The organism is Alcanivorax sp. P2S70, from assembly GCF_000475295.1.
Classification (GTDB): Bacteria; Pseudomonadota; Gammaproteobacteria; order Pseudomonadales; family Alcanivoracaceae; genus Alcanivorax; species Alcanivorax profundi.
Genome location: NZ_AXBZ01000001.1, coordinates 103,082 through 127,220 on the forward strand (window position 1 = coordinate 103,082; position 24,139 = coordinate 127,220).

A 24,139-nucleotide genomic window follows, 5' to 3' on the forward strand; every position below is an offset into this window, starting at 1 on the left:
CCTCACTCAGTCTTCATGGACGTCGAATTTGCGATCCAGTTTGTTCATCGAATGCGCGTACATGATGATCAGCACCAGGAACACATAGATAGCTCCCTGTTGTGCAAACCAGAATCCCAGTTTGAAACCGAACATCTGAATCTGATTGAGTTCGTCCACCAGCAGGATGCCGCAGCCATAGGAGACAGCGAACCAGATAGCCAGGTAGGTCAGAATCAATCGCAGGTTGGCGGCCCAATAGGCGCGGGCATTTTCTTCTTTCATTACTCGTCCCTCTGCGTCCTCGTTACAAGTGGCCTTCTCCTGTGAAGAGCCGGCATATACCAAGACTAGCCAAAGGGCCGACGGCGCACAGTATGACTTTAGTCGAACCCGCAGCCGGCGTTACGAACGTGCAAACCTGCGCAAAGCGTCATTTTTTCGTACAATGCGCCCTTGTGGTCAGGAAAGACCTAATGCGAACAACAAAAACGGACACTCCATGAAAACAGCGCGATGGCTCATCGGCGCACTGTTGCTGCTGGCAATCTTGATGATTGCAGCACTTCAGCTCTCTCCCTCGCTGGGACACTGGCCCGTCGCCAAGCCCCCCCAGGGCCATGAAAAGGTTTCAATCACCTATCTTGGCACAAGCACCATTCTGATTAGCGATGGCCGCAATCACCTCCTGACAGACGGATACTTCACCCGCGTTGGCATTGCGCAACTGTTTGGACGAATCGAACCCGATAAAGATCGTATTCAGGCGGCACTGGAGAAAGCGGGGATCACAACACTGGACGCCATCCCGGTGCTGCACTCTCATTTTGATCACGCCATGGACAGCGGATTGGTCGCACAACTGACCGGCGCACAGCTGCTGGGGTCGGATTCCACGGCCATGGTCGGTAGAGGAAGCGGCCTCAAGGAAGAGCGCATCACTACCGTGAAACCTCACCACCCATATCGTTTTGGTGACTTTACGGTCTATTTTATTCCCGCCAGCCATGTGCCCTTGCCCCGGGTGATCGAACAGTGGACAGGCAAGGGCGCCATCACTGAACCGGTAAGACCGCCGGCATATCTGGGTGCATGGGAAGAAGGCCGTTGCTATGGGTTGGTCATCACCCATCCCGGCGGCTCCGTACTTATTCAGGGAAGCGCAGGGATGCAGCCCGGTGAACTTGACGGTTACCAGGCAGACTATGCCCTACTCGCAAGCGCCAGTTTGGGTAAGCAAAGTGAATATTATCAGCAACGGTTCTATGAGCAGACTGTCGGGGCCGTAGGGGCGCACACGATTATTCCAGTGCATTGGGATAATTTTTTTACTGAGCTCACCGAAGACGTCAAGCCACTGCCCTGGCTGCTGGATAATCTGGACGAATCCTTTAAGGCCATGGCCGACCGACACGATGGCGACTTTGTTGTTCTCAGGCCTTTTCAGTCGTTGGCTCTGCGCGCCCCTGCAACTCCACTGCCTGCCGTAGATAAGGCAGCATCGCCTCGGGTTGATTGACGCGCTTAACCTGCTCCAACAACGCCCCGGCCTGGGGCCAACGGCGACGCAGATAGCTGAGCCATTGCTTGACCCTGCCAGCGACCTGGGCATCTGTACCGGAACCGATGACATCGCCCACGAACTGCTCTAGCACCGGCACGATGTCCTGCCATTCACAGGCTTGCCCTGTTCGCAAGGCGCGCACCAGCCAGGGATTGGCCACCGCACCTCGCCCCAGCATCAAATCAGCGCAACCACTTTCTCGCTGGCAACGCCGTGCATCCTCTACCGTCCAGATTTCTCCGTTGGCAATCACCGGGATAGACACCGTCTCGCGAATGGCGCCAATCCGATCCCACCAGGCAGGAGGCCGGTATCCCTGACGTTTGGTGCGACCATGCACTGTCAGCCAGGCGGCTCCGGCCTCCTGCACCGCCATGGCATTGTCCAATGCCAAGGCATCATCCTGGTTACCCAGCCGCATCTTTACCGACACCGTTACCTGCGCGGGTACCGCTCGTCGAACCGCTGCCGTGACAGCGTGCACCAGCTCCGGCTCGTCCAGTAGTACCGCGCCCCCCCGGTGACGATTCACGGTCTTTGCCGGGCAGCCAAAATTCAGATCAATGGCGGGCGCCCCCAACGTGACCGCGCGCATCGCATTGTCTGCCATGCACGATGGATCTGAACCCAGTAGCTGAAGATGTACCGGTATTCCCGCACGGGTACGTGCGCCGTTCTTGAGTTCCGGGCACCAGCGATAGAAGACTCGGGGCGGCAGTAGCTGGCCGCTCACGCGGACAAACTCGCTCACACACCAGTCAAAGTCACCCACATCGGTCAGCGCCTGACGAACCCAGAAATCCGCCAGACCTTCCATAGGGGCCAGAATAAGTTTCATGGGGCGCATTCTAGCGGCATTGACCATTACTCAGCCACGAAAACGGAGATGACAGCTTTCCTGCAACTTGCAATCATCGGTCGCTTTTGCAACGGTGTATCGCAACGCACATAAAACATGGAAATTTTATGGCTGCCGCGGGACCGGGTTTCAATACAGAGGGAACGCAAACCGTTTCAGCATGCCGACAGGGCTTTTCCTTCGGCTTCCTGCCTCACCGGAGTGGTGATCGACACGCGCCACCCGCCCCCGTCATCGGGTCCCGCCCGCCCCTTTTGGCATCCTTTTCAACATGATTTTGGCACCCTTTTAGGTTCCGCCCTGATTTGAATACCACCCAAGGGAGAGACGAATGAAACAGACACGCATGCTACCCCTGTCATCGGCACTGCTGGCCGGTCTTGCTGCCTTGCCCGCCCACGCCGAACTGGAAGTAACCCCCTATGGCTCACTGCGGATCCAGTCCGAAGCGGTCTCCGTCGATGAGGCGCAACCCGGTGAGGACGATTCCTATAGCGGGCTGCGAGATGCCTACTCCCGCCTGGGGGTAACCGCCAACTACAACGATATCGACAACCTGAAAATTTCGGCCACCGTGGAATTCCCCATCAATTCCGCTCGACTACGGGCAGAGGATCCGACCTTTTTCCAGGAAAGCTACAAAGGAAACAACAAGCCACGCGTCGCCGATATCACCGCCACTCACGACAGCTTCGGTAGCCTGCGGGTGGGCACACAATGGCTTACCTATTACAACAATGTCGCTTACCCACTGGACTTCTTTAGTTCGTTTTATTCGGGTTATGCCACCCAATCCACCTTCCGTCGCGATGCGGTGACTTACCAGACCCCGAGCATGGGCGGTTTTACCGCCACCGTCTCCGGGGTGGATCTCACCGATCAGCAAGGCACCAGCTTTCTGGACACCCTGCAGTACGCGCTCGGCTACGCGGTGAATGACTGGAGTGTTGGGCTGGGCTATCAGGACAGCGAGCAGGACTCCGCCAAACACGCTGACCAAATGGGGATTTCTGCCGCCTGGTCTCCGGGTAACTGGCGTTTTGCCGCCAAGATAGAGCAACTTCTTACCAATGATGACACGGTTCAGGATGACGACCCGGTGACCTATAACCTGCTCGGCTCTTACAGCTGGGACAAATACACACTGCGGGCCATGATTGCCCACGGCGAAGAGTCTGATGAAGCCGACGCCTTCTTTCAGGGGGATTCGGCCCAGGTGGGGCTGGACTACCGGCACACCGAGAACCTGAAGTTCTTCGCCGAATATTTTTATGAAGAACTGGGCTATGCAATCTACACCCCCAACTCCGAAAGCTTCAATCCGCTGGCCGGGTACCAGGTAGAAAGTGACGGCCAGGTGTTTACCGTAGGGATGCGATTCGATTTCTGAACCTGACAGTGAAAGAAGGCAGCGTGAGAGGCGGGGCAAGAGCCCCGCCGGCGCCGCAGGCATAACGCCATAGCTTAGGAGATCAAAGGAAGAAACTGCCTGCGAATTCCGGCGGGTCCATCACTATAAGCAGGGCATCCTGTGACCAGGAACCCCTTTTATTAGAATCATTTGGAATCAAACAAAACCTTCGACAAAACATCGAAAAACCCTCTTTATATCAATGCATTACCGCAAAATAAGCCCCCTTTCAAACAGCCTGAACCTATAGCCAAAACAGATCAAACCGCACCAAAGGCCCATTCCCTGCTCTCCCAAGACTCATTCCCCTTGCGAATGCCCAGCGTCAGGCGCACGCGGCAATCCGCCCGCCCCTGACGATTGATTCACCTGCCCGGCTGCATTACTGTTGCCGCCGTAAATGCCCGCTTACGGTCCACCGGAGAGACGCATGGCCAAAAACACCCCCCCGGCACTGGAAACCGCCCTGGATAACCTGGAAACCCTGGTGGAACGTATGGAGTCCGGTGATCTGACCCTCGAAGAGTCCCTCAAGGCCTTCGAAGAAGGGGTGCGGCTGTCCAGAGAGTGCCAGCAGGCTTTGCAGCAGGCAGAACAGAAAGTTCGCATTCTGCTGGAACAATCGACCGAAGCCGAACCTACCCCGTTTAGCGGCGGCAGTGATGAGCAGTGAACTGACCGCCCTGGACGGGCTTCGCCAGACCAGCCTGATTCGCCTTGAGCAAACGCTGGATGTGTTTCTCCCTGCCATCAGCGCGGCGTCACGCCTGAGTGAAGCCATGCGCTACGCCGCGCTGGGCGGCGGCAAGCGCATTCGCCCCTTGCTAGTCTACGGCGCCACCGCTCTGGCGGGCGGCACCCCGGAACAAGCCGACACTCCTGCCGCGGCAGTCGAACTGATTCACGCCTACTCTTTGGTCCATGATGATCTGCCCGCCATGGACGACGATGACCTGCGCCGGGGGCAACCCACCTGCCACAAAGCCTACGACGAGGCCACCGCCATCCTCGCTGGAGACACCCTGCATACCAAAGCCTTTGAATTGCTGGCCACCCGTGGGGATTACCGCAGCGATACGCGTATCGCCATGATCCGACACCTGTGTCAGGCCGCGGGGGTTGATGGTATGGCTGCCGGCCAGATGCAGGACATGTTGGCGCAGGGACAACAACAGACGCTGGCGGCACTGGAGGAGATGCATTACCTCAAGACAGGACGACTGATTACTGCCAGCCTCCAGCTGGGTTACTTCGCGGCCCAAATCGACAATATCGAGCTGCTAGACAGTCTTACCCGCTTTGGCGATGCGGTTGGGCTTGCTTTCCAGATTCAGGACGACATTCTGGATATCACCATGGCAACGGACCAGCTTGGCAAACCCGCCGGCTCTGACGAAAAGCTCGACAAAAGCACCTTCCCGTCCCTGATTGGCCTGGAGGCCAGCCGTCAGCGGGCCTCGCAACTGTGTGCCGACGCCATCGCCACACTGGACGGCTTTGGCATTCACGCCCTGCCGCTGCAACAACTGGCACAGTACATCATCGCCCGCAATCACTGACGACGACCCTCCCGGCCCTGTATACTTGTCACACTTGCAGTATGCACTGACCTGGCAACCGGAATTATGCCCAAAACCTTTACCCAGATACCGCTGACGCGCCCTGCCACTCCGTTGCTGGACACCCTGGCCAGCCCGACGGACCTACGCCGCCTGCCTGCCAGTCAGCTGGAGCGCGTGGTCGATGAATTGCGTGAATATCTGCTGTATTCAGTCGGGCAGTCAGGTGGGCACTTCGGCGCCGGCCTTGGGGTGGTTGAACTGACTGTCGCGCTGCACTACCTGTACAACACACCGGACGACAGACTGGTCTGGGATGTGGGGCATCAGTGCTACCCCCACAAGATTCTGACTGGGCGCCGCGAAGGGCTCACAGCTATCCGTCAGCAGCATGGTTTGTCAGGCTTTCCCAAACGCAGCGAGTCCGACTACGACACCTTTGGTGTAGGTCACTCCTCCACGTCCATCAGTGCGGCGCTGGGGATGGCACTGGGAGCCGAAATGGCCGGCAGTGACCGGCGAGCCGTCGCCATCATCGGCGATGGTGCCATGACCGCAGGGCAGGCCTTCGAGGCCATGAGCCATGCGGCCCATACCCGTTCCAATCTGCTGGTGATCCTCAACGACAACAACATGTCGATTTCCCACAACGTGGGCGGGCTGTCCAATTACTTTGCCCGTATCTGGGCCAGCAAGAGCTATATCGCCCTGCGCGAAGGGGGCAAGAAGGTGCTCTCGACCATGCCGGCGGCCTGGGATTTCATTCGCCGCACCGAAGAGAGCATGAAAAACATGGTGAGCCCGGACATGCTGTTCGAGGCCATCGGTTTCAATTACATCGGCCCTATTGACGGTCACAACCTGGACGAGCTGGTGCGTACCCTGGGGAACATGCGCACCCTGGAAGGCCCGCAGCTGCTGCATGTCTATACCACCAAGGGCAAGGGCTTTGCCCCGGCTGAAGCTGACCCGGTGGGGTACCACGCCATCAACAAGATCGAACCCAAGCCCAAGGTGCAAGTTGCCGTTCCGCCCCCCCCCAAACCCAAGCGCCCCAAATATCAGGATATTTTTGGCCAGTGGCTGTGCGACATGGCCGAACAAGACCCGCGTCTGGTGGGGATCACCCCCGCCATGTGCGAGGGCTCCGGGATGGTTGAATTCAGCCAGCGTTTTCCTGACCGCTTTCACGATGTGGCGATTTGCGAGCAACATGCCGTCACTGTCGCCGGCGGACTTGCCTGCGAAAACCAGAAACCGGTGGTGGCCATTTATTCCACCTTCCTGCAACGGGGCTACGATCAGCTGATTCACGACATCGCCCTGCAGGAGCTGGATGTCACCTTCGGCCTGGACCGCGCTGGACTGGTGGGCGAGGATGGCGCCACTCACGGCGGAGTCTTTGATCTTGCCTACTTGCGCACCGTCCCCAACATGATTGTAGCGGCGCCCTCTGACGAAAATGAATGCCGCCAGTTGCTGTACACCGCCTACCAGCATGAAGGCCCCGCGGCGGTCCGTTATCCCCGCGGCAACGGACCAGGCGTTGCGATTGAAGACAGTATGGAAGCCCTGCCCGTCGGCCAATCCCGTTCACTAAGGGAGGGTAACCGGGTTGCGATTCTCGCCTTTGGCGCCCTGACTCCAGCCGCTCACGAAGCCGGTGAAGCCCTTGATGCCACCGTCATCGATATGCGCTGGGTCAAGCCGCTGGATCGTGACGCCATTATCAAGGCGGCAGCCAGCCACTCCCTGCTGGTCACCGTAGAGGACCACCAACGCATGGGAGGGGCAGGCTCTGCCGTAAATGAATTGCTTCACGACGAGGGTATCGTGGTGGATGTGATGAATCTGGGCCTTCCCGATCACTTTATTCATCATGGCAAACGCGACGTACTGCTGGCCGAAGCCGGACTGGATGCGGCAGGCATTGAGCAACAGATTCGGGCGCGCCACACGCAGCAATCCCGGTCGGTAGCCGACGCAAAACCGTAACGCATTAATCGTCCGGCTTCGCAGTATCGCTAACCAGTCTGACCGGAGGAGGCGGAGAATACAGTTTCCAGGTATCACGGCCCGCGGTCTTCGCCTGATACAGGGCGCGATCGGCCGCCTCCAGTAACTGCTCAGCGCAATTCCGCTCCCCGGGCACCATCACCGCCGCTCCCACACTGATAGTCACCTCCCCCACGCGAGGGTTGGGCTTGTGCGGCATGCCCAGCATGCGTACGGCACGGCAAACACGCGATGCCAACTGCATGGCTTCCGCTTCCTCAACACCGGGGTAGAGCAACACAAACTCCTCTCCCCCGAAACGGGCAACAAGATCTCCGCCCCGGCGTCCATAGCGTCGCAGCTCGGTGGCCAGAGCCTGCAGACACTCATCCCCTTTCAAATGTCCATAGTGATCGTTGTAGTCCTTGAAATGATCCACATCGACCAGCATCACAGCGAGCGGTTTTTTCTCCCGCTTGCAGCGGCGCCATTCGCGCTCCAGAGCCTCATCAAAGAAGCGCCGGTTAGCCAGCGAAGTCAGACTATCCTCCCGGCTCAAACGGTGCAGACGATCGGCCAGTGCCTGTGTGCGTTGTTGCTGCCGGTAAAGCTGGCGCTGGTTAAAAAACAGTAATCGATCTCTCACCTCCGCGGTGTAGCACAGGAACATGCCAAGCAAACTGATCCCGGTGTAAGTCCGGTGAGCAATCTGCCAATCGATTCCTGCGCCAAAGCCCTCTGCCAGCATCCAGCCCAGCACGCCCCCGCCCCAACACGCCATTACAGCATGGGTGAATCGCAGCCCGACCATGGCATAGACAATCACCAACGCATAAATCACCGAAACGTGAGCCAGCTGAGTCTCTGCCGGGCCATACAGAAACCCGGGGATGGCCATGGACAAGGTGACCGCCAGAAAACTGCCGATCCCGGCATAAAGAGGGAAATACCGATCAAGGGGCCGCAACTGGGCCATGCACCCGGCCACCAGCACAATGACCCCTACCCAGATGTAGGTACCCAGCCAGCGACCACGTACTGCTTCCGGGGCCAACGCATAAATCCCGGTAATTAACAGCACATAGAGAAGTAAAATATAAAAGGCATTGACCCGGAACGCCGTTACGGCCTCCCGACAATGATAATCACGGTACTCACGTTCCAGCCGCCGGGGAAACCGTAACCAGCGAACCCCCGGCACTACCACCCGACGAAATCGGGGATCTGTGCCTGACATGGCAATTCCTTTGCGCCGCCCGTATGCAACTACAGGCAATTGCTTAATGATATCAGGCTAGAAAGGAATGGCCTCGCAGGCCAGCAGGAAAGTGTGAACGGTACCAGCAAAACGATATCAGGCTGTGGCCTGAAACGGCGCAAAATCCATGACAAAAAAATGACAACCCTTAAACCGGTCGCTAGCCGGCGAAGGCTGGCACATAGAACAGCAGCAGCTGCATGACGACGGCGGCATACACCCCCGCGAGCAGATCATCCACCATAATACCCAGCCCGCCATCAACGCGCCGATCCAGCCAGCCAATAGGCCAGGGTTTGATAATATCGAAGAAACGGAACGCCAGAAAACCGGCCAGCGCCCCCCAGGGGGTAACCGGTACTGCAATCATGGTCACGAGCAAGCCCGCAATTTCATCCCAGACAATGCCCGGGTGATCATGCACATTCATGTCATGGGAGGTCTTGCCGCACAGGTAAGGGCCAACAGCGATCACCAGCGCCGTCACTGCCAGGTACCCCCACAACGGCAACTGGGCGCACAACCACCAGATAGGCATCGCTGCCACTGTCCCGAAGGTGCCCGGCGCCACCGGTGCCAAGCCTGAGCCAAAACCAAAGGCCAGAAAGTGCACCGGGTTACTCATCTTGGGGCGTTTCAGTTCCATTCCATTCCTCGGTGGCCCGGGGCCATTGGCTTCGTGTTGTCTATTCTTGTCATGAGGCAACGACACTCAGAAATGTTGCCACCCCCCCAGCGTCAGCGGGACAGGCTGGCCCAGCAAATTATTCAGACGAACGCCGGGCTGCGACTCCACCGTACCAATACGATGACACCCTTCTGGCAGCGTCGTGCGCGGATCGATAGTGAACAGCAATACATAATCATCCCCGCCCTGAAGCTGCAACTGGCGCTGGGTCTGCGCATCGCAGTCAACCAGCAATGGCGAGCCCAATGGCAACCACGCTTCGTCCAGCAAGGCACCCAGCCCACCGGAGGCCGTGAGGATATGCCCCAGATCCGCGACGGTGCCATCGGAGATATCAATACAGGCTGTTGCACTACCCCGCAGCGCCTGCCCCAACGCCAGCTGGGGAACCGGTCGCCGGAAATGCGCCACCGCTGCACCCTCGCGCTGCCCTTGCTGCCACTGTTGCAGCCCCAGCAGCCCGGCGCCCGTGACACCCCCCACGCAGATGGCATCACCGACCCGCGCACCACTGCGACGCAGCGCCTGCCCGACTGGCACGGCACCTGTTGCCTGAATGGATACCGACAAGGGGCCACGGGTCACATCGCCGCCCACCAGCGAAATCCCCGTGGCATCCGCCAATTCGAACAGGCCGGCAGCAAAACCTTCAAGCCAGGCCTCATCCACCTCCGGCAGCGTTAACGACAGCAGGAACCATAATGGCTGCGCGCCCATGGCCGCCAGATCCGACAGGTTCACTGCCAGACAACGATACCCCACGTCGGCGGCAGCCATATCCAACGGAAAATGCCGCCCTGCCAGGCTGGTGTCCTGGGTCAGCACCAGTTCGTGCCCGACAGGCGGAGTCACAATGGCCGCATCATCACCGGGACCCGCGACCACCGAGTCCCCCTGGGCATGATGAAAATAGCGCCGGATGAGAGCAAACTCATCCAGCGCTACAAAGGTGGGCGGGGAACTCACGACAACGCTTATTCGTCGCGGGTGTGGCGCTCAGCGGTTTCCGCATAGCGCAACTTGCGCGCCAGCTTGTCGAGCACACCGTTGACATATTTGAAGGACTCTTCCGCACCAAATACCTTGGCAAGCTCGATCCCTTCGTTGATGACCACCCGGTAGGGAACGTCCTGGCGCTCTTTCAGTTCGAAAGCGCCGATACGCAGAATCGCCTTCTCCACCTGGGAGAGCTCTTCCACCCGTCGGTCCAGGAAAGGGGTAAGCAACTCGTCCAGCTCCTTCACCTGCCCGGGCACTCCGTGCAACAGGTCATGAAAGTAGCCACGATCCGCCTTGGCGAAATCGTTGTTCGCCAGAAACTGGGCTTCAATATCCGTCACACTGGCCCCGGCCAGCTGCCACTGGTACAGCGCCTGCAGGGTAAAACGTCGTGCCTTGCGACGGGCGGCGGGTGTTGCTTCGCTCATAACACTCTCTATGGTGCGTCTAACGCCTGGGAGGCCTTACGCGGTGCTTCCCGCGAGAAGGCCAAGCCCGGCTTACAGGGATTTGAACAGAGAAACCATTTCCAGCGCGCACATGGCCGCTTCTGCGCCCTTGTTGCCCGCCTTGGTACCGGAACGCTCGATGGCCTGCTCAATGGTATCCACCGTCAGTACACCGAAGATCACCGGCACGCCCGTGGCATTCTGCACACCGGCCAGCCCCTTGGCGGCTTCGCCCGCCACGTATTCGAAGTGGGCAGTGCCCCCACGGATGACCGCGCCCAGGGTAATGACCGCGTCGTAGTCACGCTTCTCGATCACTTTCTTCACGGCCACTGGCAGCTCCCAGGCACCGGGTACGCGGATCACTTCGATGTCATCACGGCTGACACCATGACGCACCAGCGCATCGATCGCGCCATCCAGCAGGGCTTCGACCACAAAGCTGTTGAAGCGGGCGACAACGATGCCGTAACGGCCACCGACGTTATTCAGGGTACCTTCGAGAGTCTTGATGTTTTGCATGTGTAATCCTCGCTAACACACTTTGCGCAAACACGCCGGCCACCAGGGCGACGTGCCGACGCCAGTTTAACTGTCTGCTTCCACGTACTCGGTAATTTCCAGGTCGAAACCGCTGAGGGCATTAAAGCGCATGGGAGAGCTCAGCAGGCGCATCTTGCGCACACCCAGGGCCTTGAGAATCTGGGAACCGGTACCGATGTTGCGATAAGCACGGGACTCGCCCTTGGGCTTGCGGGTGCCGCCGCCGAAGAACGTATCAAGGCGGTCGACCATGTCCTGGGAGTCGTAATCCTGCCCCAGAATAATCACCACCCCGGCATCCGAGCCGGAAACTTCTTCCAGTACTCGGTGCATGTTCCAGCCGGTACGGCCATTCATCTTGGCGCTCATCAGGTCGCGCAGCGGATCCACCTGATGCACGCGCACGGTGACCACCTGCTCTTCACTGATCTCGCCTTTGACCAACGCCACATGAGTGAGGCCGTCAACGGTGTCGCGGAACGCCACCAAACGGAAATCGCCATACCAGGTATCCAGTTCATTATCGGACACCTGTTCAATGGTTTTCTCATTCAGGGCGCGATACTGGATCAGGTCGGCAATGGTGCCGATCTTGAGATTGTGCTCCTTGGCGAACACTTCCAGATCTTCCCGACGGGCCATGGAGCCATCTTCATTCATGACTTCACAGATCACCCCGGCAGGTTCACAGCCGGCCAGCTGGGCCAGATCGCAGGACGCCTCGGTGTGACCCGCGCGGCGCAATACACCGCCCGGCTCTGACATCAGCGGAAAAATGTGCCCGGGCTGGACAATATCGTAGGCGCGAGCATTACGCGCTACCGCAGCCTGCACCGTGCGAGCCCGGTCTGCCGCAGAAATCCCGGTGGTCACCCCTTCACGAGCCTCGATAGAGACGGTGAATTTAGTGCCAAAACCACTGCCATTGCTTTGCACCATCAGCGGCAGCTCCAGCAGCTCACAGCGCTCACGGGACATGGGCATACAGATCAGGCCACGGCCGTACTTGGCCATGAAATTGATGGCCTGGGCATCCACATGCTCCGCCGCCATCACCAGGTCGCCTTCGTTTTCCCGGTCCTCGTCATCCATCAGAATAACCATCTTTCCCTGACGGATATCTTCGATCAGTTCTTCAATCGTGTTGAGCTGCATAACTTCACTCGCTGTTGGAGTTGAAAGTTTAAAGTTCAAAGTTGAAAAGCGAAGATCAGGCACACGCCTGTTGAGCCATGCAATGCCCGCGTCTTACCGGTAATTGCAGTGCTCACCTTTCAGCCTCGCACTGCTCTTAACCGCGGTTTAACTTTCAACTTTTAACTTTCAACTGCCTTTTAAAAACCCGTTTTCCGCCAAAAACGCCATGGAAATTCCTTGGGATGTGGGCTCGGCGGCCTTCTCTCCCAGCAACAGGCGCTCCAGGTAGCGGGCGATTATATCAACTTCCAGGTTCACTGGCGTCCCCACCTTCCACTGGCCGATGGTGGTCACATCCTGGGTGTGCGGGATGATATTCAGGGAAAAAACCGCCCCGGCAACACTGTTCACCGTGAGACTGATGCCATCCACCGTAATGGAGCCCTTGTGAGCGATGTACTTGGCCAGCTCGGCCGGGGCCTCAATATCGATGCGTACGGAGCGTGCATCCTGTTTCATTTCGACGATCTTGCCGAGCCCATCCACATGCCCGCTGACCAGGTGACCACCCAGACGGGTGGTGGGTGTGAGCGCCTTTTCCAGATTGACCTTGCTGCCCACGCTGATCTGCTTCAGGGATGTCAGTGACAGGGTTTCACCAGACACATCCGCCGCGAAGGCCCCACCGGGCAAGGCGGTCGCCGTCAGGCAGACCCCATTCACGGCAATGGAATCGCCCAGCTGTACATCGCTGAAATCCAGCTCGTCGCTTTGAATCAGCAGGGTCACATCGCCCCCCTTGGGGGTCATGGATGCCACCTTGCCCATGGCTTCAATAATGCCGGTAAACATGCAAAAACCTCTTCCTCTCTCCGTAGGAGCGTCGCTCGCGGCGCGATAATTAGGGTGAGAAGCGAAAACCTTCAGACCGTGCCATCTTTTGGTTTTGCCTTTCGAAACTCGTAGCTCGCAACTCGATACTGCTTGATCGCGCCGCCAGCGACGCTCCTACAGCAGGGTTTGTCAGGCCGGAACCAGCGTCAGACGCAGGTCATTCCCTACCATCCGCACATCCTGCCATCTCAGCGCCACCTTTTCGCTCATGCTGGCCAGCTGCGGCAAGCCCAACAACGGGCGGGCCGACGAGCCCAGCAAGGCGGGTGCCATATAGACAATCAGTTCATCAAACAGGCCTTCGCGCACGAACGCGCCTGCCAGCGTGGCGCCACATTCTACCAGCACTTCATTGCATTCGCGCCGGTGCAATTCCCTAAGCAGCTGTTGCAGATCAATTCCCGAGCCGGATGCGGGCAGATGCATCACTTCCGCCCCTGCCGACTCCAGCGCATTCTGGCGCCCTCGATGCTGTTCACCGGCAATCACCAGGCAATGCCCCGGGGCACTGACCACCGGCACATCCGGCGGCGTTTTCAGGGTCCGGTCCAGAATCACGCGCAGGGGCTGGCGCACCCAGTCACTGCCATAATCGGCGCAAGCCCATTGCTCCGCTCTCACCGTGTAGGAGGGACGGTCCGCCAGCACCGTGCCCACCCCAGTAATGACCGCAGAGCTGCGCGCCCGCAATCGCTGCACGTCTTCCCGGGCTGCCGGCCCGGTGATCCACTGCGACTCGCCACTGGCCATGGCCGTACGGCCATCTACGCTGGCGGCAATCTTGATACGATTGAAGGGGCGCTGACGGGTCATGCGCGAGATAAAACCGGGATTGAGCGCTTGTGCCTCGGCCTCCAGCAACCCGGACGCCGTCTCGATGCCGGCATCGGCCAACCGCTGCAGCCCCTGACCCGCCACCCGGGGATTGGGATCTTCCATGGCCGCCACCACCCGTGCCACACCGGCCTCGACCAGCGCATCGGCACAGGGGCCCGTTCGACCGGTGTGGGAGCATGGCTCCAGCGTCACGTAGGCCGTGGCACCGCGAGCCTGTTCACCCGCCGCGGCCAGCGCATGCCGCTCGGCATGAGGCTCACCGGCACGGTAATGACATCCCTCACCGACAACCACCCCATCACGCACCAATACACACCCGACCCGGGGGTTAGGGTCGGTGGTATAAAGAGCGCGGCGAGCCAACTGCAAAGCCCGCGCCATCATCTGACGGTCAAAGTCGGTGAACATGGGAGTATTCTACTGGATCACAGGGCGGGATGTCGCAACAAAGCGATCGCTATCATCAACAAAGTTCGCCAGCACCTCTCTACCCTCTTTTTCCATAAAGTGCTGGAAAGCCTGAGCTATCACAGACAGGCGCTTACCTGCAGGGCGCACAAGATGCCACTGGGTCATGATGGGGAGCCCCTGAACAGGCAAGGGAGCAAGCCCAACCCACCCCCCCAGATTGAGGGTATGCGCTGACAGGATGGAAATCCCCAACCCGGCCATCACCGAGTGCCGGATGGCTTCATTGCTCTCTACGGTCATCTTCACATTCAATGAATACCCATGCTGAATCAGGTATTGCTCAATGGCGTGGCGAGTACCGGAGCCGGACTCGCGCATCAGAAAAGGGACCGAGGCGACATCCTGAAAATGCAGGGACTCCGCCTGTGCTAACGGATGATTCTCAGCCGCAATAGCCACCAACGGATTATCCAGAAATGCAGCCGAATCCAGGGACAATCCCCCGGGGACATGGCTGAACACATAAAAATCGTCCAGCCCCTCTTCCAGTCGATCAATAATCTGCCCTCGATTGCCCACGTGAAAAGAGACGTCGACACCGGGATAACGTTGACAAAAAGGGCCCAGTAGATGGGGGACAAAATATTTGGCTGTGGTAACCACTGACAACCGCAGCGTCCCCGCTTTAAGGCCACGCAGGTCCGCCAAGGTCATATCCAGCAGCGCGAACTCCTCCATCACCCGCCTCGCGGAGGCCACAGCAGCCAGCCCGGCATCCGTAAAACGCAACTTGCGGCCGTGCTGCTCATACAAGGCAACCCCCATGGCATCGGCAAGCTTGTGCAGCTGGGCCGACACGGTCGGCTGGGTAAGATGCAAGGCAGACGCGGCGCCTGTCACGCTGCCCGCCTCGTGAACCGCCAGCAGAATTTCCAACTGTCTCAGCGTTCCCACACGGGCATGAAGCCGGCTCATTCATAGATCCTTATCTATATAAAAGCTAGATAGTATCTATTTTTATCTAACATTCAATCTATTGATAATGGCCCCGCTTACTATTGGAGGCCCCATGTCACAGCTCACCCGCCAACGCCTTTTTATCAGCCTGGTCGCCCTGCTCAACCTCTTCCTTGCCGCCGTACTGGTCCTCAATCACCATGACGGCTTACCGTTGGCCGTCATCGGGATCGTATTGCTGCCTCTCGCCTGGCTGACCGGTCGCCAACCCTCGGTGAGCGCTCTCCCCCTCACGGAGACTGACAACCATGCAGCTTGATGCCGTAGTGCTGTTCTTCGTGGCAGGACTGATCGCCGGAGTATTGAAAGTCAGGATCCCTTTCCCCACCAGCCTCTACCAAAGCCTCACGCTGTTCCTGCTGCTGGCCATTGGATTAAAAGGCGGTGCCGCTCTGGCTGAACACGCCGACGCACGAATCATCGTGCAATCGCTTCTGGTGATCAGTTTTGGGGCCGTCCTGCCGTTGCTGGCGTTCCCGCTGCTGCGACACATTGGCGGGCTCGACCGGACCAACGCTGCGGCTATTGCAGCCCATTACGGCAGTGTCAGCGTCGCCACCTACGCCGTCGCCGTCGCCGTTCTCGATGCCAGCGGCGTCAGCTATGAAGCCTATTTCCCCTTGTTTGTAGTGCTACTGGAGATTCCCGCCATTATCGTCGGCCTGCTGCTGGCCAAAGGGCTGTCTGCAGGCATTGCCAACCGCGAGCTGGCACACGAGACACTGCTCAGCCCTGGCATTGTTGTAATGGTGGGAGGTCTGCTGATCGGCGCTTTTTCGGGGGACACACTCACGAAAGTGTCGCCGTTTTTCATGGAGTTGTTTCAGGGTGTGCTGGCCCTGTTCCTGCTGAAAATGGGACTGATCACGACCGAACAGCTTGGCGCGCTCAAACAGGACGGCCCTTTTCTGGCAGCCTTCGGGGTGTTTATGCCACTGCTGGCCGGCACCCTTGGCGGATTACTCGCACACGGACTGGGACTCTCCGTTGGGGGAATTACCCTGCTGGCCGTGCTGGGCGCCAGCGCATCTTACATTGCCGTCCCTGCAGCAATGCGCGTGGCCCTGCCGCAGGCCAATGCAACCCTCTCCATGGCAGCATCACTCGGCATCACTTTCCCGTTTAATGTTCTGGCCGGTATCCCTTTGTATTTATTGCTTGCACAGTGGCTGCAAGGAAGTGGAATCAGCGGGTGACCCACCCCATGGCAAGGCAAAATACCTGGCCGGAAATCACTGATGCAGGCAACAGAAACGGCGTCAGGGGCACCGTTGCAGCCATGCGGCCCTGTCAGAATGGGCTGAAACCCTATTTTGCCTGATCCTCGTCACGACTGCCGCCCTTGCTGCGCAGACGATCCACCTCAGCTGAGAACTCGGAAATATCCTGAAAGCTGCGGTAAACAGAGGCAAAACGGACATAGGCCACATCGTCCAGCTGTTGCAGCTCTTCCATCACGAATTCACCCAGCTCCCTGGCCGGCAGCTCCCGCTCGCCCGTGGCTCGCAGGCGGTGGCAGACCCGGCTGATCGCCGCTTCCAGATCTTCCATGCTCACCGGCCGCTTCTCCAGCGCCCGCAGCATCCCTGCGCGCAGCTTGGCCTCATCAAACGGCTGGCGAGTGCCGTCGGACTTCACCAACCGGGGCATCACCAACTCAGCGGTCTCGAACGTGGTAAAACGCTCATTACAGCTCAAACACTCCCGCCGCCGACGCACCTGCCCACCATCGGCAACCAGACGGGAATCAATCACCTTGGTGTCCTGGGCTGAGCAGAATGGGCAATACATACAAACCTCAGTGAATAGTTAACAGTGAACAGTTAATAGCGAAACACCCATTATCTTCGACTTTTTGTCGTTTTGATAATGGCTATCAGCAACCGCAACAGCTCGCGACAATCTGCCTGCAAAGAATCACCTGCAAGCTCATTGAAGTAACCCGAGTCCGACAACAGATCAATCCAGTAATCCGTTTCGTTGGCCTCTTTCAAGGCAATGTGCATCTTATGAATAAAATCATCCCGGCTCTCGGCATACTCCGCCTCTCTCACCAGAGCGCCAATGGCCGTTCCGCTGCGCAGCAACTGCTTACTGAGCACATATTCCTTCTTTACCGTTTGCAGATACTGGAAACTTTTTACTACCCGCAACGCAAAAGCGCGGGATTTCTCCCGCGCCACAAACCGGTCCGTCATCCATGACCCCCGTTTTTTCTGCTTTTAGCTGTTAACTTTTCACTGTTAACTGTTCACTAATCTCAGCGCTCGTAAACCGGCAAACGCGCACAAATTTCCTTCACCTTACCCTTAACAGCGTCAATCACAGACTCATCGCCCATATTGTCGAGGATGTCGCAGATCCAGCCGGCCAGCTCTTTGGCGTCAGCTTCGTTGAAGCCGCGACGGGTGATGGACGGGGAGCCGATCCGCAGACCGGAGGTGACGAACGGGGAACGCGGGTCGTTGGGCACGGCGTTCTTGTTCACGGTGATGTTGGCACGACCCAGGGCCGCGTCGGCATCTTTACCGGTGATGTCCTGCTTGATCAGGCTGAGCAGGAACAGGTGGTTCTCGGTGCCGTTGGAGACCACGTCAAAACCCCGCTCGATGAACACGCCGGCCATGGCCTGGGCGTTCTTGACGACCTGCTCCTGGTAGCCCTTGAAGTCAGACTGCATGGCTTCCTTGAAACAGATCGCCTTGGCGGCAATCACGTGCTCCAGCGGGCCACCCTGACCACCCGGGAAAACCGCAGAGTTGATCTTCTTCTGAATCTCTTCGTTGGCCTTGCCCATGATCAGGCCACCACGGGGACCGCCCAGGGTCTTGTGAGTGGTGGTGGTGGTGATATCGGCAATGCCCACCGGGCTCGGGTACACACCCGCAGCGACCAGACCGGCCACGTGGGCCATGTCCACCAGCAGGATCGCGCCCACTTCGTCGGCAATGTCACGGAAACGCTGCCAGTCCACCACTTGCGAGTAGGCAGAGAAACCGGCCACGATCATCTTCGGCTTGTGCTCACGAGCCAGGCTTTCTACCTGCGCGTAGTCGATCAGGCCGGTCTCGTTGTCCAGGCCATACTGGATGGCGTTATAGGTCTTGCCGGAGAAGTTCGGCTTGGCACCGTGGGTCAGGTGACCACCCGCGTCCAGGCTCATGCCCAGCACGGTATCCCCCGCCTGCAGGACGGCCATGTAGACCGCGGCATTGGCCTGAGAACCGGAGTGCGGCTGCACGTTGGCCCAATCGGCCCCGAACAGTTCACAGGCACGGTCGATCGCCAGCTGCTCAACCACATCCACATTCTCGCAACCACCGTAGTAGCGCTTGCCCGGGTAGCCTTCGGCGTACTTGTTGGTCAGTACGGAGCCCTGGGCTTCCATGACCCGCGGGGAGGCATAGTTTTCAGAGGCAATCAGCTCGATGTGCTCTTCCTGACGGACTTCCTCGGCCTTGATGGCGGCCTGGATTTCAGGATCAAACTCGGCGATGGACATGGATTTCGGGAACATGGGCTACCCTACGCAGTCATTGGTGGATTCAGGGGCGCGTATTCTAACCAAAACCGGCCATAAAGACACATGAAGACGCCTCATGGGAACTGGCCGGTCGTCTCATGCTCAACGCGCGGCCAAAACCGCCGCGCAATGGACCCTGCGGCCTTTCACTTGAGGGCGCTTTCCGTTAGCTTAGGCGCCATTCCGCCGGGGTTCGCGGCTGCTGCGCCCATCCCCGCACACTTAACGACATTGCGGTCGGAGTTTATGAGCCAGTACATCTTCACCATGGACAAGGTGGGCAAGGTTGTCCCGCCGAAGAAGCACATCCTCAAAGACATTTCCCTGTCGTTCTTCCCCGGCGCCAAGATCGGCGTACTGGGCCTGAACGGGTCGGGTAAATCCACCCTGCTCAAGATCATGGCCGGGGTGGACAAGGATTTCCTGGGTGAAGCACGGCCGCAGCCGGGCACCAACATCGGTTACCTGCCCCAGGAGCCGGAACTGGACCCGAACAAAAACGTCCGTGAAATCGTGGAAGAGGCCCTGTCCGAGATCCTGGAGGCACAGCAACGCCTGGAAGAGGTGTATGCCGCCTATGCCGAGGAAGACGCGGATTTTGACAAGCTGGCCGCCGAGCAGGCCCGGCTCGAAGCCATCATTGAAACCAGTGACGCCCATAACCTGGAGCGCAAACTGGAGATCGCCGCCGACGCCCTGCGTCTGCCGCCGTGGGACGCCAGCGTCAAGAACCTGTCCGGGGGGGAACGCCGCCGCGTGGCTCTGTGCCGCCTGATCATGAGCGCCCCGGACATGCTGCTGCTGGACGAACCGACCAACCATCTGGATGCCGAATCCGTAGCCTGGCTGGAGCGTTTCCTGCACGAATTCCCCGGCACCGTGGTGGCAGTAACCCACGACCGTTACTTCCTCGATAACTCCTGTGAGTGGATTCTGGAACTGGACCGCGGCGAAGGGATTCCCTGGAAGGGGAACTATTCCTCCTGGCTGGAGCAGAAAGAACAGCGTCTGGAGCAGGAAGCCAAGTCTGAATCCGCCCACCGAAAGACCGTGGAAAAGGAACTGGAGTGGGTGCGCCAGAACCCGAAAGGCCGGCGCGCCAAGAACAAGGCCCGTGTGGCGGCGTTCGAGGAACTGGCCAGTCAGGAATTCCAGAAGCGCAACGAGACCCAGGAACTGTATATCCCGCCCGGCGAGCGTCTCGGTGAGCAGGTCTTTGAGCTGAACGGGGTGGCCAAGGAATTCGACCACAAGCTGCTCTACGAAGACCTGAGCTTCAAGGTGCCACGCGGCGCCATCGTCGGCATCATCGGCCCCAACGGGGCCGGTAAGACCACCCTGTTCCGCATGCTGGCGGGCCAGGAAACCCCGGACAAGGGCGAAATCACCACCGGTGAAACTGTGCAGATGGCCTACGTGGATCAGAGCCGCGAAGACCTGGAAGGCAAGAAGACCGTGTGGGAAGAAGTGTCCGACGGCAACGATATCCTGCGCATCGGCAACTACGAAGTCCCCAGCCGTGCCTACCTGGGCCGCTTCAACTTCAAGGGCGGCGACCAGCAGAAGCGGGTCGGCGACCTGTCCGGTGGTGAGCGCAACCGTCTGCACCTGGCCAAACTGCTCAAGCAGGGCGCCAATGTGCTGCTCCTCGATGAGCCCACCAACGATCTGGACGTGGAAACCCTGCGGGCTCTGGAAGAAGCCCTGCTGGCATTCCCCGGCTGTGCCATTGTCATTTCTCACGATCGCTGGTTCCTGGACCGTGTCGCCACCCACATCCTTTCCTTTGAAGGGGATGCTAAAGTGGAGTGGTTTGAAGGCTCCTACACCGAGTACGAAGAGTTCAAGCGCAAGCAGCTGGGCGATGAAGCCTTGCAGCCCAAGCGCATGAAGTACAAGCGAATTGATGTCTAGCAAGCGGGTTCGCCCTTTCTATGGGGCAGCCGGGAAGCCCCCGGGGAGCCGGAGCGCAGCTGCTGCGCTCTGCCGCCAGGAAAGGGAACGACCATGTTCGTCGCAACAAAACACAATAGCTGCATCTTTCTGGCTGCGCTGAGCCTGCAAGTGGCTTTTCAGCGGCAGGCAAGAAGCCATTGCGGTGATCTGATCAGGACAGTCGCTCATGAATGAAAGGCGCAGAGCCGGACGTGTCGATTTCGACGGAGAGGCGGAGCTGCTGTTTGAGCAGGACCGTCACGATGTTGAGCTCCAGGATATCTCCATTTCCGGGGCTCGAGTGATCTGCACCACCCCTCTCGCTCTCCCTGACGACGCTTCGGTAACGCTGCAGATTGCCTTTGATGACAGCGACCTGACCCTCACTCTGCCTGGCAGGGTGATTCGCCAGGCAGCCATGGAGGTAGGTATCCACTTCGAACGACCCGATGTGGATGTCATGCAGCACTTGCGTCGTCTGGTCGCCCTGCATCAGGGCGAAGACGGCGACGACGATCCGGCTTCGATACTGAGCGAGGACTAGCCTTGGATATTGACGCCCCGAAGTTCGTCGCCCGGCTGCAGCGAGGGGACAACACAGCCTTCGCTCAACTGGTACAACACCAGCATAACTACCTGCTTGCCACAGCACGCAGCATGCTCTCCCATGCCGATGCCGAAGAGGCCGTGCAAGATGCCTGGATTGCCATTCATCGCGCAATTGGCAAATTCGAGGGACGCAGTCAATTAAGAACCTGGTTAACACGCATTGTCATCAATCAGGCTCGCATGATGCTCCGCAAGCAGGGTCGGGAGATTCAGTTCGACCCCACCAGCGAAGAAGACCCTCTGGCGCACCGTTTCAGAGAAGGCGGACACTGGCAGGATGGCCCCAGACAATGGGATCTCGGCGGGCCGGACGCCCTGTTAACCCGTGATGAACTTCGTCACTGCATGGCAAGATGTCTTGAGAGAATGCCGGAAAATCAGCGTCTGGTGCTGGAACTACGGGATCTGCAAGGCATGGATTTCGATGCCATCTGTAACATGCTGGATATCAGTGCATCCAATGTCCGTGTGCTGCTACACCGTGCCCGTGCCAGGCTGTTCGAGCTGGTGGACCATTTCCAGGAGACAGGCGAATGCTGAAGTGCAAAGAGGTCGTTGAAAAAGCAGACGCCCTCGTGGATGGCATGCCATTAAGCTGGCGAGAGCGCCTTGCCATGCGTCTGCATTTGATTATGTGCCACCATTGCCGGCGCTACATCCGGCAGCTAAATGCTTTGGTGACCAGCCTGCCCCATGAGCCCCAGCCCCTGGACGATGAACAGACGAAACGCATCCTGAAGAAGATCGATTCCCCAGGGAATTAGCCGTTTCCAGACACGACCGAGCAGCAGCCGCATTCCCTTTGTTGACTGACAAGGAATTCAATGGAACGCAAACTCGCTATCTCGTTGCTCTCACTCCGTATCGGGGTATTCGTGGTCATGTTCATGTGGACACTTGATAAATTCATCAACCCCGCCCACACCGGGAAAGTGTTCGCCAAGTTTTATGGCCTCGAGGGACTCGGAGGCGAGGCCCTTACAGTGCTGGCCTGCCTGCAACTTGTTATTGTTTTGGCATTTGCGGCGGGAGCGCTGCGCCGGTACAGCTACGGAGCCATACTGCTAATGCATGCGGGCTCCACCTTTTCCTCATGGCGCCAGTACCTTGATCCGTTCGACCACCTGCTGTTCTTTGCCGCCTGGCCCATGCTGGCAGCGTGCCTGGCACTTTACCTGCTGCGTGAACATGACACCTTGCTGAGCCTTGATCAGCAGTTCCGCTAATGCGCGACCAAGTCGCTCCGGCGGCATCACGTCCGCACCATGTTCACGCACCCTTTAGCTTGTCGCGGCCAGACTACTGAGTCATTCTGGAAGCTATCGCTGTAACGTTCATGCATCAGCGGCATCCATTTTGAGAACCCACACACGCGACTCAGGAGCCCTCGCAATGCGCGAAGATGTTCAGGATTACTATGGCAAGCAGCTGCAATCCAGTGCCGACCTGCAAACCAATGCCTGTTGCGATCAGGCGCCCCCCGAACACTTGAAACCCCTGCTTGCCCGTCTGCATGACGAGGTCGTCAGCCGCTACTATGGCTGCGGACTGGTGGCCCCCGAACAACTCCAGGGGATGCGCATTCTGGATCTGGGTTCCGGCTCTGGTCGCGATGTATACCTGCTGTCTGCACTGGTCGGGGAGCAGGGCGAAGTCGTCGGCGTCGACATGACCGACGAACAACTGGAGGTCGCCCGCCGTCACCAGGATTATCATCGTGACGCATTCGGTTACACCAACAGCAATGTGCGCTTTTTAAAAGGCTACATTGAAGCGCTCGACACCCTGGATCTGGAAGACGGCTATTTTGATATCGTCATCTCCAACTGTGTAATCAACCTGAGCACCGACAAGGCAAAAGTGCTCAGGGATGTGAAACGCTTGCTCAAACCGGGCGGCGAGTTTTATTTCTCCGACGTCTATGCTGACCGGCGGGTACCTGTCGCACTGGTAAATGATCCCGTACTCTACGGGGAGTGCCTTTCCGGCGCGCTCTACTGGAATGACTTTATCAATCTTGGCAAACGCTGCGGCTTTGCCGACCCGCGCCTGGTGGAATCACGTCGCCTCACCATTGAAAACCCGGCCATAGAGAGAAAGCTTGGCCGCATTCGCTTTTACTCCGCCACCTACCGCTTGTTTAACATCGACAACCTGGAGCCTGCCTGCGAAGACTACGGCCAGGCGGTGGTCTACAAGGGCACCCTGGAAAACTGCCCGCATGCCTTCATGCTCGACGACCATCACATTATCGAAACCGGCAAAGTTTTCCCGGTCTGCGGCAACACCTGGCTCATGCTGGAACAAAGTCGTTTTGCGGAACACTTCGACTTTATCGGACACTTCGATACGCACTACGGCATCTTTGAAGGCTGCGGATTGAATGTCCCTTTTGAGGACAATGAAGATAGCGGCGCGGCCAGCTGCTGCTGAATCGCCATGCGAGCACGACTTTTACTAACCAAGGACGCC

27 protein-coding genes are annotated in these 24,139 nt (G+C 58.5%); 13 read left to right on the forward strand and 14 right to left on the reverse strand.

Annotated features, from left to right (window positions below; all coding sequences use genetic code 11):
- Positions 1-6: 6 nt before the first annotated feature.
- Positions 7-264 carry a DUF4212 domain-containing protein gene (locus Q672_RS17840; protein WP_022983758.1) on the reverse strand — a complete coding sequence of 86 codons (258 nt, stop codon included), beginning with the start codon at positions 262-264 and terminating at the stop codon, positions 7-9.
- 217 nt (positions 265-481) lie between these two features.
- Here Q672_RS17840 and Q672_RS0116960 point away from each other — a divergent pair, with 217 nt between their 5' ends.
- A complete protein-coding gene (locus tag Q672_RS0116960) occupies positions 482-1,498 on the forward strand; it encodes an MBL fold metallo-hydrolase (RefSeq protein WP_031225726.1) in 1,017 nt (338 codons plus the stop codon).
- On the opposite strand, the gene Q672_RS17845 is transcribed toward Q672_RS0116960, so the two are convergent.
- Positions 1,413-2,390 carry a tRNA dihydrouridine synthase gene (locus Q672_RS17845; protein ID WP_199699477.1) on the reverse strand — a complete coding sequence of 326 codons (978 nt, stop codon included), beginning with the start codon at positions 2,388-2,390 and terminating at the stop codon, positions 1,413-1,415. The two genes, Q672_RS0116960 and Q672_RS17845, sit on opposite strands and share 86 nt — an antisense overlap.
- A gap of 343 nt (positions 2,391-2,733) precedes the next feature.
- Between Q672_RS17845 and Q672_RS17850 the strand changes: the two genes are divergently transcribed.
- From Q672_RS17850 to dxs, 4 genes are all read left to right on the forward strand, one after another.
- Positions 2,734-3,792, forward strand: a complete 1,059-nt coding sequence (locus Q672_RS17850; protein ID WP_022983762.1) for a porin — start codon at positions 2,734-2,736, stop codon at positions 3,790-3,792.
- Positions 3,793-4,243: 451 nt separating this feature from the next.
- A complete protein-coding gene (locus Q672_RS17855; RefSeq protein WP_022983763.1) occupies positions 4,244-4,486 on the forward strand; it encodes an exodeoxyribonuclease VII small subunit in 243 nt (80 codons plus the stop codon).
- Positions 4,476-5,372, forward strand: a complete 897-nt coding sequence (locus tag Q672_RS17860) for a polyprenyl synthetase family protein (RefSeq protein ID WP_022983764.1) — start codon at positions 4,476-4,478, stop codon at positions 5,370-5,372. The genes Q672_RS17855 and Q672_RS17860 overlap by 11 nt, the downstream gene beginning before the upstream one ends.
- A 66-nt stretch (positions 5,373-5,438) precedes the next feature.
- Positions 5,439-7,367 (forward strand): 1-deoxy-D-xylulose-5-phosphate synthase, encoded by a 1,929-nt coding sequence (gene dxs / locus Q672_RS17865; protein ID WP_022983765.1) that lies wholly within the window; start codon positions 5,439-5,441, stop codon positions 7,365-7,367.
- Positions 7,368-7,371: 4 nt separating this feature from the next.
- On the opposite strand, the gene Q672_RS17870 is transcribed toward dxs, so the two are convergent.
- From Q672_RS17870 to Q672_RS17910, 9 genes are all read right to left on the reverse strand, one after another.
- Positions 7,372-8,604 carry a GGDEF domain-containing protein gene (locus Q672_RS17870; protein WP_022983766.1) on the reverse strand — a complete coding sequence of 411 codons (1,233 nt, stop codon included), beginning with the start codon at positions 8,602-8,604 and terminating at the stop codon, positions 7,372-7,374.
- Between the two features lie 181 nt (positions 8,605-8,785).
- Complete coding sequence (locus Q672_RS17875) at positions 8,786-9,271, reverse strand: phosphatidylglycerophosphatase A family protein (RefSeq protein WP_022983767.1); 486 nt, start codon at positions 9,269-9,271, stop codon at positions 8,786-8,788.
- 66 nt (positions 9,272-9,337) lie between these two features.
- Positions 9,338-10,279: a thiamine-phosphate kinase gene (thiL, locus tag Q672_RS17880; protein WP_022983768.1), complete on the reverse strand. Its 942-nt coding sequence runs from the start codon at positions 10,277-10,279 to the stop codon at positions 9,338-9,340.
- An 8-nt stretch (positions 10,280-10,287) separates the two neighbouring features.
- Complete coding sequence (gene nusB, locus Q672_RS17885; RefSeq protein ID WP_022983769.1) at positions 10,288-10,740, reverse strand: transcription antitermination factor NusB; 453 nt, start codon at positions 10,738-10,740, stop codon at positions 10,288-10,290.
- A gap of 72 nt (positions 10,741-10,812) precedes the next feature.
- Positions 10,813-11,283, reverse strand: a complete 471-nt coding sequence (gene ribH / locus Q672_RS17890; protein WP_022983770.1) for a 6,7-dimethyl-8-ribityllumazine synthase — start codon at positions 11,281-11,283, stop codon at positions 10,813-10,815.
- Positions 11,284-11,349: 66 nt separating this feature from the next.
- Positions 11,350-12,459 carry a bifunctional 3,4-dihydroxy-2-butanone-4-phosphate synthase/GTP cyclohydrolase II gene (ribBA, locus tag Q672_RS17895; RefSeq protein ID WP_022983771.1) on the reverse strand — a complete coding sequence of 370 codons (1,110 nt, stop codon included), beginning with the start codon at positions 12,457-12,459 and terminating at the stop codon, positions 11,350-11,352.
- Positions 12,460-12,627: 168 nt separating this feature from the next.
- The gene (locus tag Q672_RS17900; RefSeq protein ID WP_022983772.1) at positions 12,628-13,293 is read right to left on the reverse strand and encodes a riboflavin synthase; all 666 of its coding nucleotides are present in this window, start codon (positions 13,291-13,293) and stop codon (positions 12,628-12,630) included.
- A 171-nt stretch (positions 13,294-13,464) separates the two neighbouring features.
- Positions 13,465-14,580, reverse strand: a complete 1,116-nt coding sequence (ribD, locus tag Q672_RS17905; protein WP_022983773.1) for a bifunctional diaminohydroxyphosphoribosylaminopyrimidine deaminase/5-amino-6-(5-phosphoribosylamino)uracil reductase RibD — start codon at positions 14,578-14,580, stop codon at positions 13,465-13,467.
- 9 nt (positions 14,581-14,589) lie between these two features.
- Complete coding sequence (locus tag Q672_RS17910) at positions 14,590-15,558, reverse strand: LysR family transcriptional regulator (RefSeq protein ID WP_022983774.1); 969 nt, start codon at positions 15,556-15,558, stop codon at positions 14,590-14,592.
- A gap of 94 nt (positions 15,559-15,652) precedes the next feature.
- On the opposite strand from Q672_RS17910, the gene Q672_RS17915 reads away from it, so the two are divergent.
- Together Q672_RS17915 and Q672_RS17920 are read left to right on the forward strand one after the other, a co-directional pair.
- On the forward strand, positions 15,653-15,859 hold the full coding sequence (locus Q672_RS17915; protein WP_022983775.1) for a hypothetical protein: 207 nt from the start codon (positions 15,653-15,655) through the stop codon (positions 15,857-15,859).
- Entirely contained in the window at positions 15,849-16,796 is a 948-nt protein-coding gene (locus tag Q672_RS17920) for a sodium-dependent bicarbonate transport family permease (protein WP_022983776.1), read from the forward strand. Before Q672_RS17915 ends, Q672_RS17920 begins: the two co-directional genes overlap by 11 nt.
- Positions 16,797-16,908: 112 nt before the next feature.
- Here the strand turns inward: Q672_RS17920 and nrdR are convergent, their stop codons facing one another.
- The 3 genes from nrdR to glyA form a co-directional block, all read right to left on the reverse strand.
- Positions 16,909-17,391 (reverse strand): transcriptional regulator NrdR, encoded by a 483-nt coding sequence (nrdR, locus tag Q672_RS17925; protein WP_022983777.1) that lies wholly within the window; start codon positions 17,389-17,391, stop codon positions 16,909-16,911.
- 50 nt (positions 17,392-17,441) lie between these two features.
- A complete protein-coding gene (locus Q672_RS17930; RefSeq protein ID WP_022983778.1) occupies positions 17,442-17,798 on the reverse strand; it encodes a four helix bundle protein in 357 nt (118 codons plus the stop codon).
- A 62-nt stretch (positions 17,799-17,860) separates the two neighbouring features.
- The gene (gene glyA, locus Q672_RS17935) at positions 17,861-19,117 is read right to left on the reverse strand and encodes a serine hydroxymethyltransferase (RefSeq protein WP_022983779.1); all 1,257 of its coding nucleotides are present in this window, start codon (positions 19,115-19,117) and stop codon (positions 17,861-17,863) included.
- Between the two features lie 252 nt (positions 19,118-19,369).
- Here glyA and ettA point away from each other — a divergent pair, with 252 nt between their 5' ends.
- The 6 genes from ettA (at position 19,370) to Q672_RS17965 (ending at position 24,100) form a co-directional block, all read left to right on the forward strand.
- The gene (gene ettA / locus Q672_RS17940) at positions 19,370-21,037 is read left to right on the forward strand and encodes an energy-dependent translational throttle protein EttA (RefSeq protein ID WP_022983780.1); all 1,668 of its coding nucleotides are present in this window, start codon (positions 19,370-19,372) and stop codon (positions 21,035-21,037) included.
- 208 nt (positions 21,038-21,245) lie between these two features.
- Positions 21,246-21,602: a PilZ domain-containing protein gene (locus tag Q672_RS17945; protein ID WP_022983781.1), complete on the forward strand. Its 357-nt coding sequence runs from the start codon at positions 21,246-21,248 to the stop codon at positions 21,600-21,602.
- Between the two features lie 2 nt (positions 21,603-21,604).
- Entirely contained in the window at positions 21,605-22,207 is a 603-nt protein-coding gene (locus Q672_RS17950; RefSeq protein WP_022983782.1) for an RNA polymerase sigma factor, read from the forward strand.
- Positions 22,201-22,431 carry a zf-HC2 domain-containing protein gene (locus tag Q672_RS17955; RefSeq protein WP_022983783.1) on the forward strand — a complete coding sequence of 77 codons (231 nt, stop codon included), beginning with the start codon at positions 22,201-22,203 and terminating at the stop codon, positions 22,429-22,431. The genes Q672_RS17950 and Q672_RS17955 overlap by 7 nt, the downstream gene beginning before the upstream one ends.
- 60 nt (positions 22,432-22,491) lie before the next feature.
- Complete coding sequence (locus Q672_RS17960; RefSeq protein ID WP_022983784.1) at positions 22,492-22,893, forward strand: hypothetical protein; 402 nt, start codon at positions 22,492-22,494, stop codon at positions 22,891-22,893.
- Positions 22,894-23,059: 166 nt separating this feature from the next.
- The gene (locus Q672_RS17965) at positions 23,060-24,100 is read left to right on the forward strand and encodes a methyltransferase domain-containing protein (protein WP_022983785.1); all 1,041 of its coding nucleotides are present in this window, start codon (positions 23,060-23,062) and stop codon (positions 24,098-24,100) included.
- Positions 24,101-24,139: the final 39 nt, after the last annotated feature.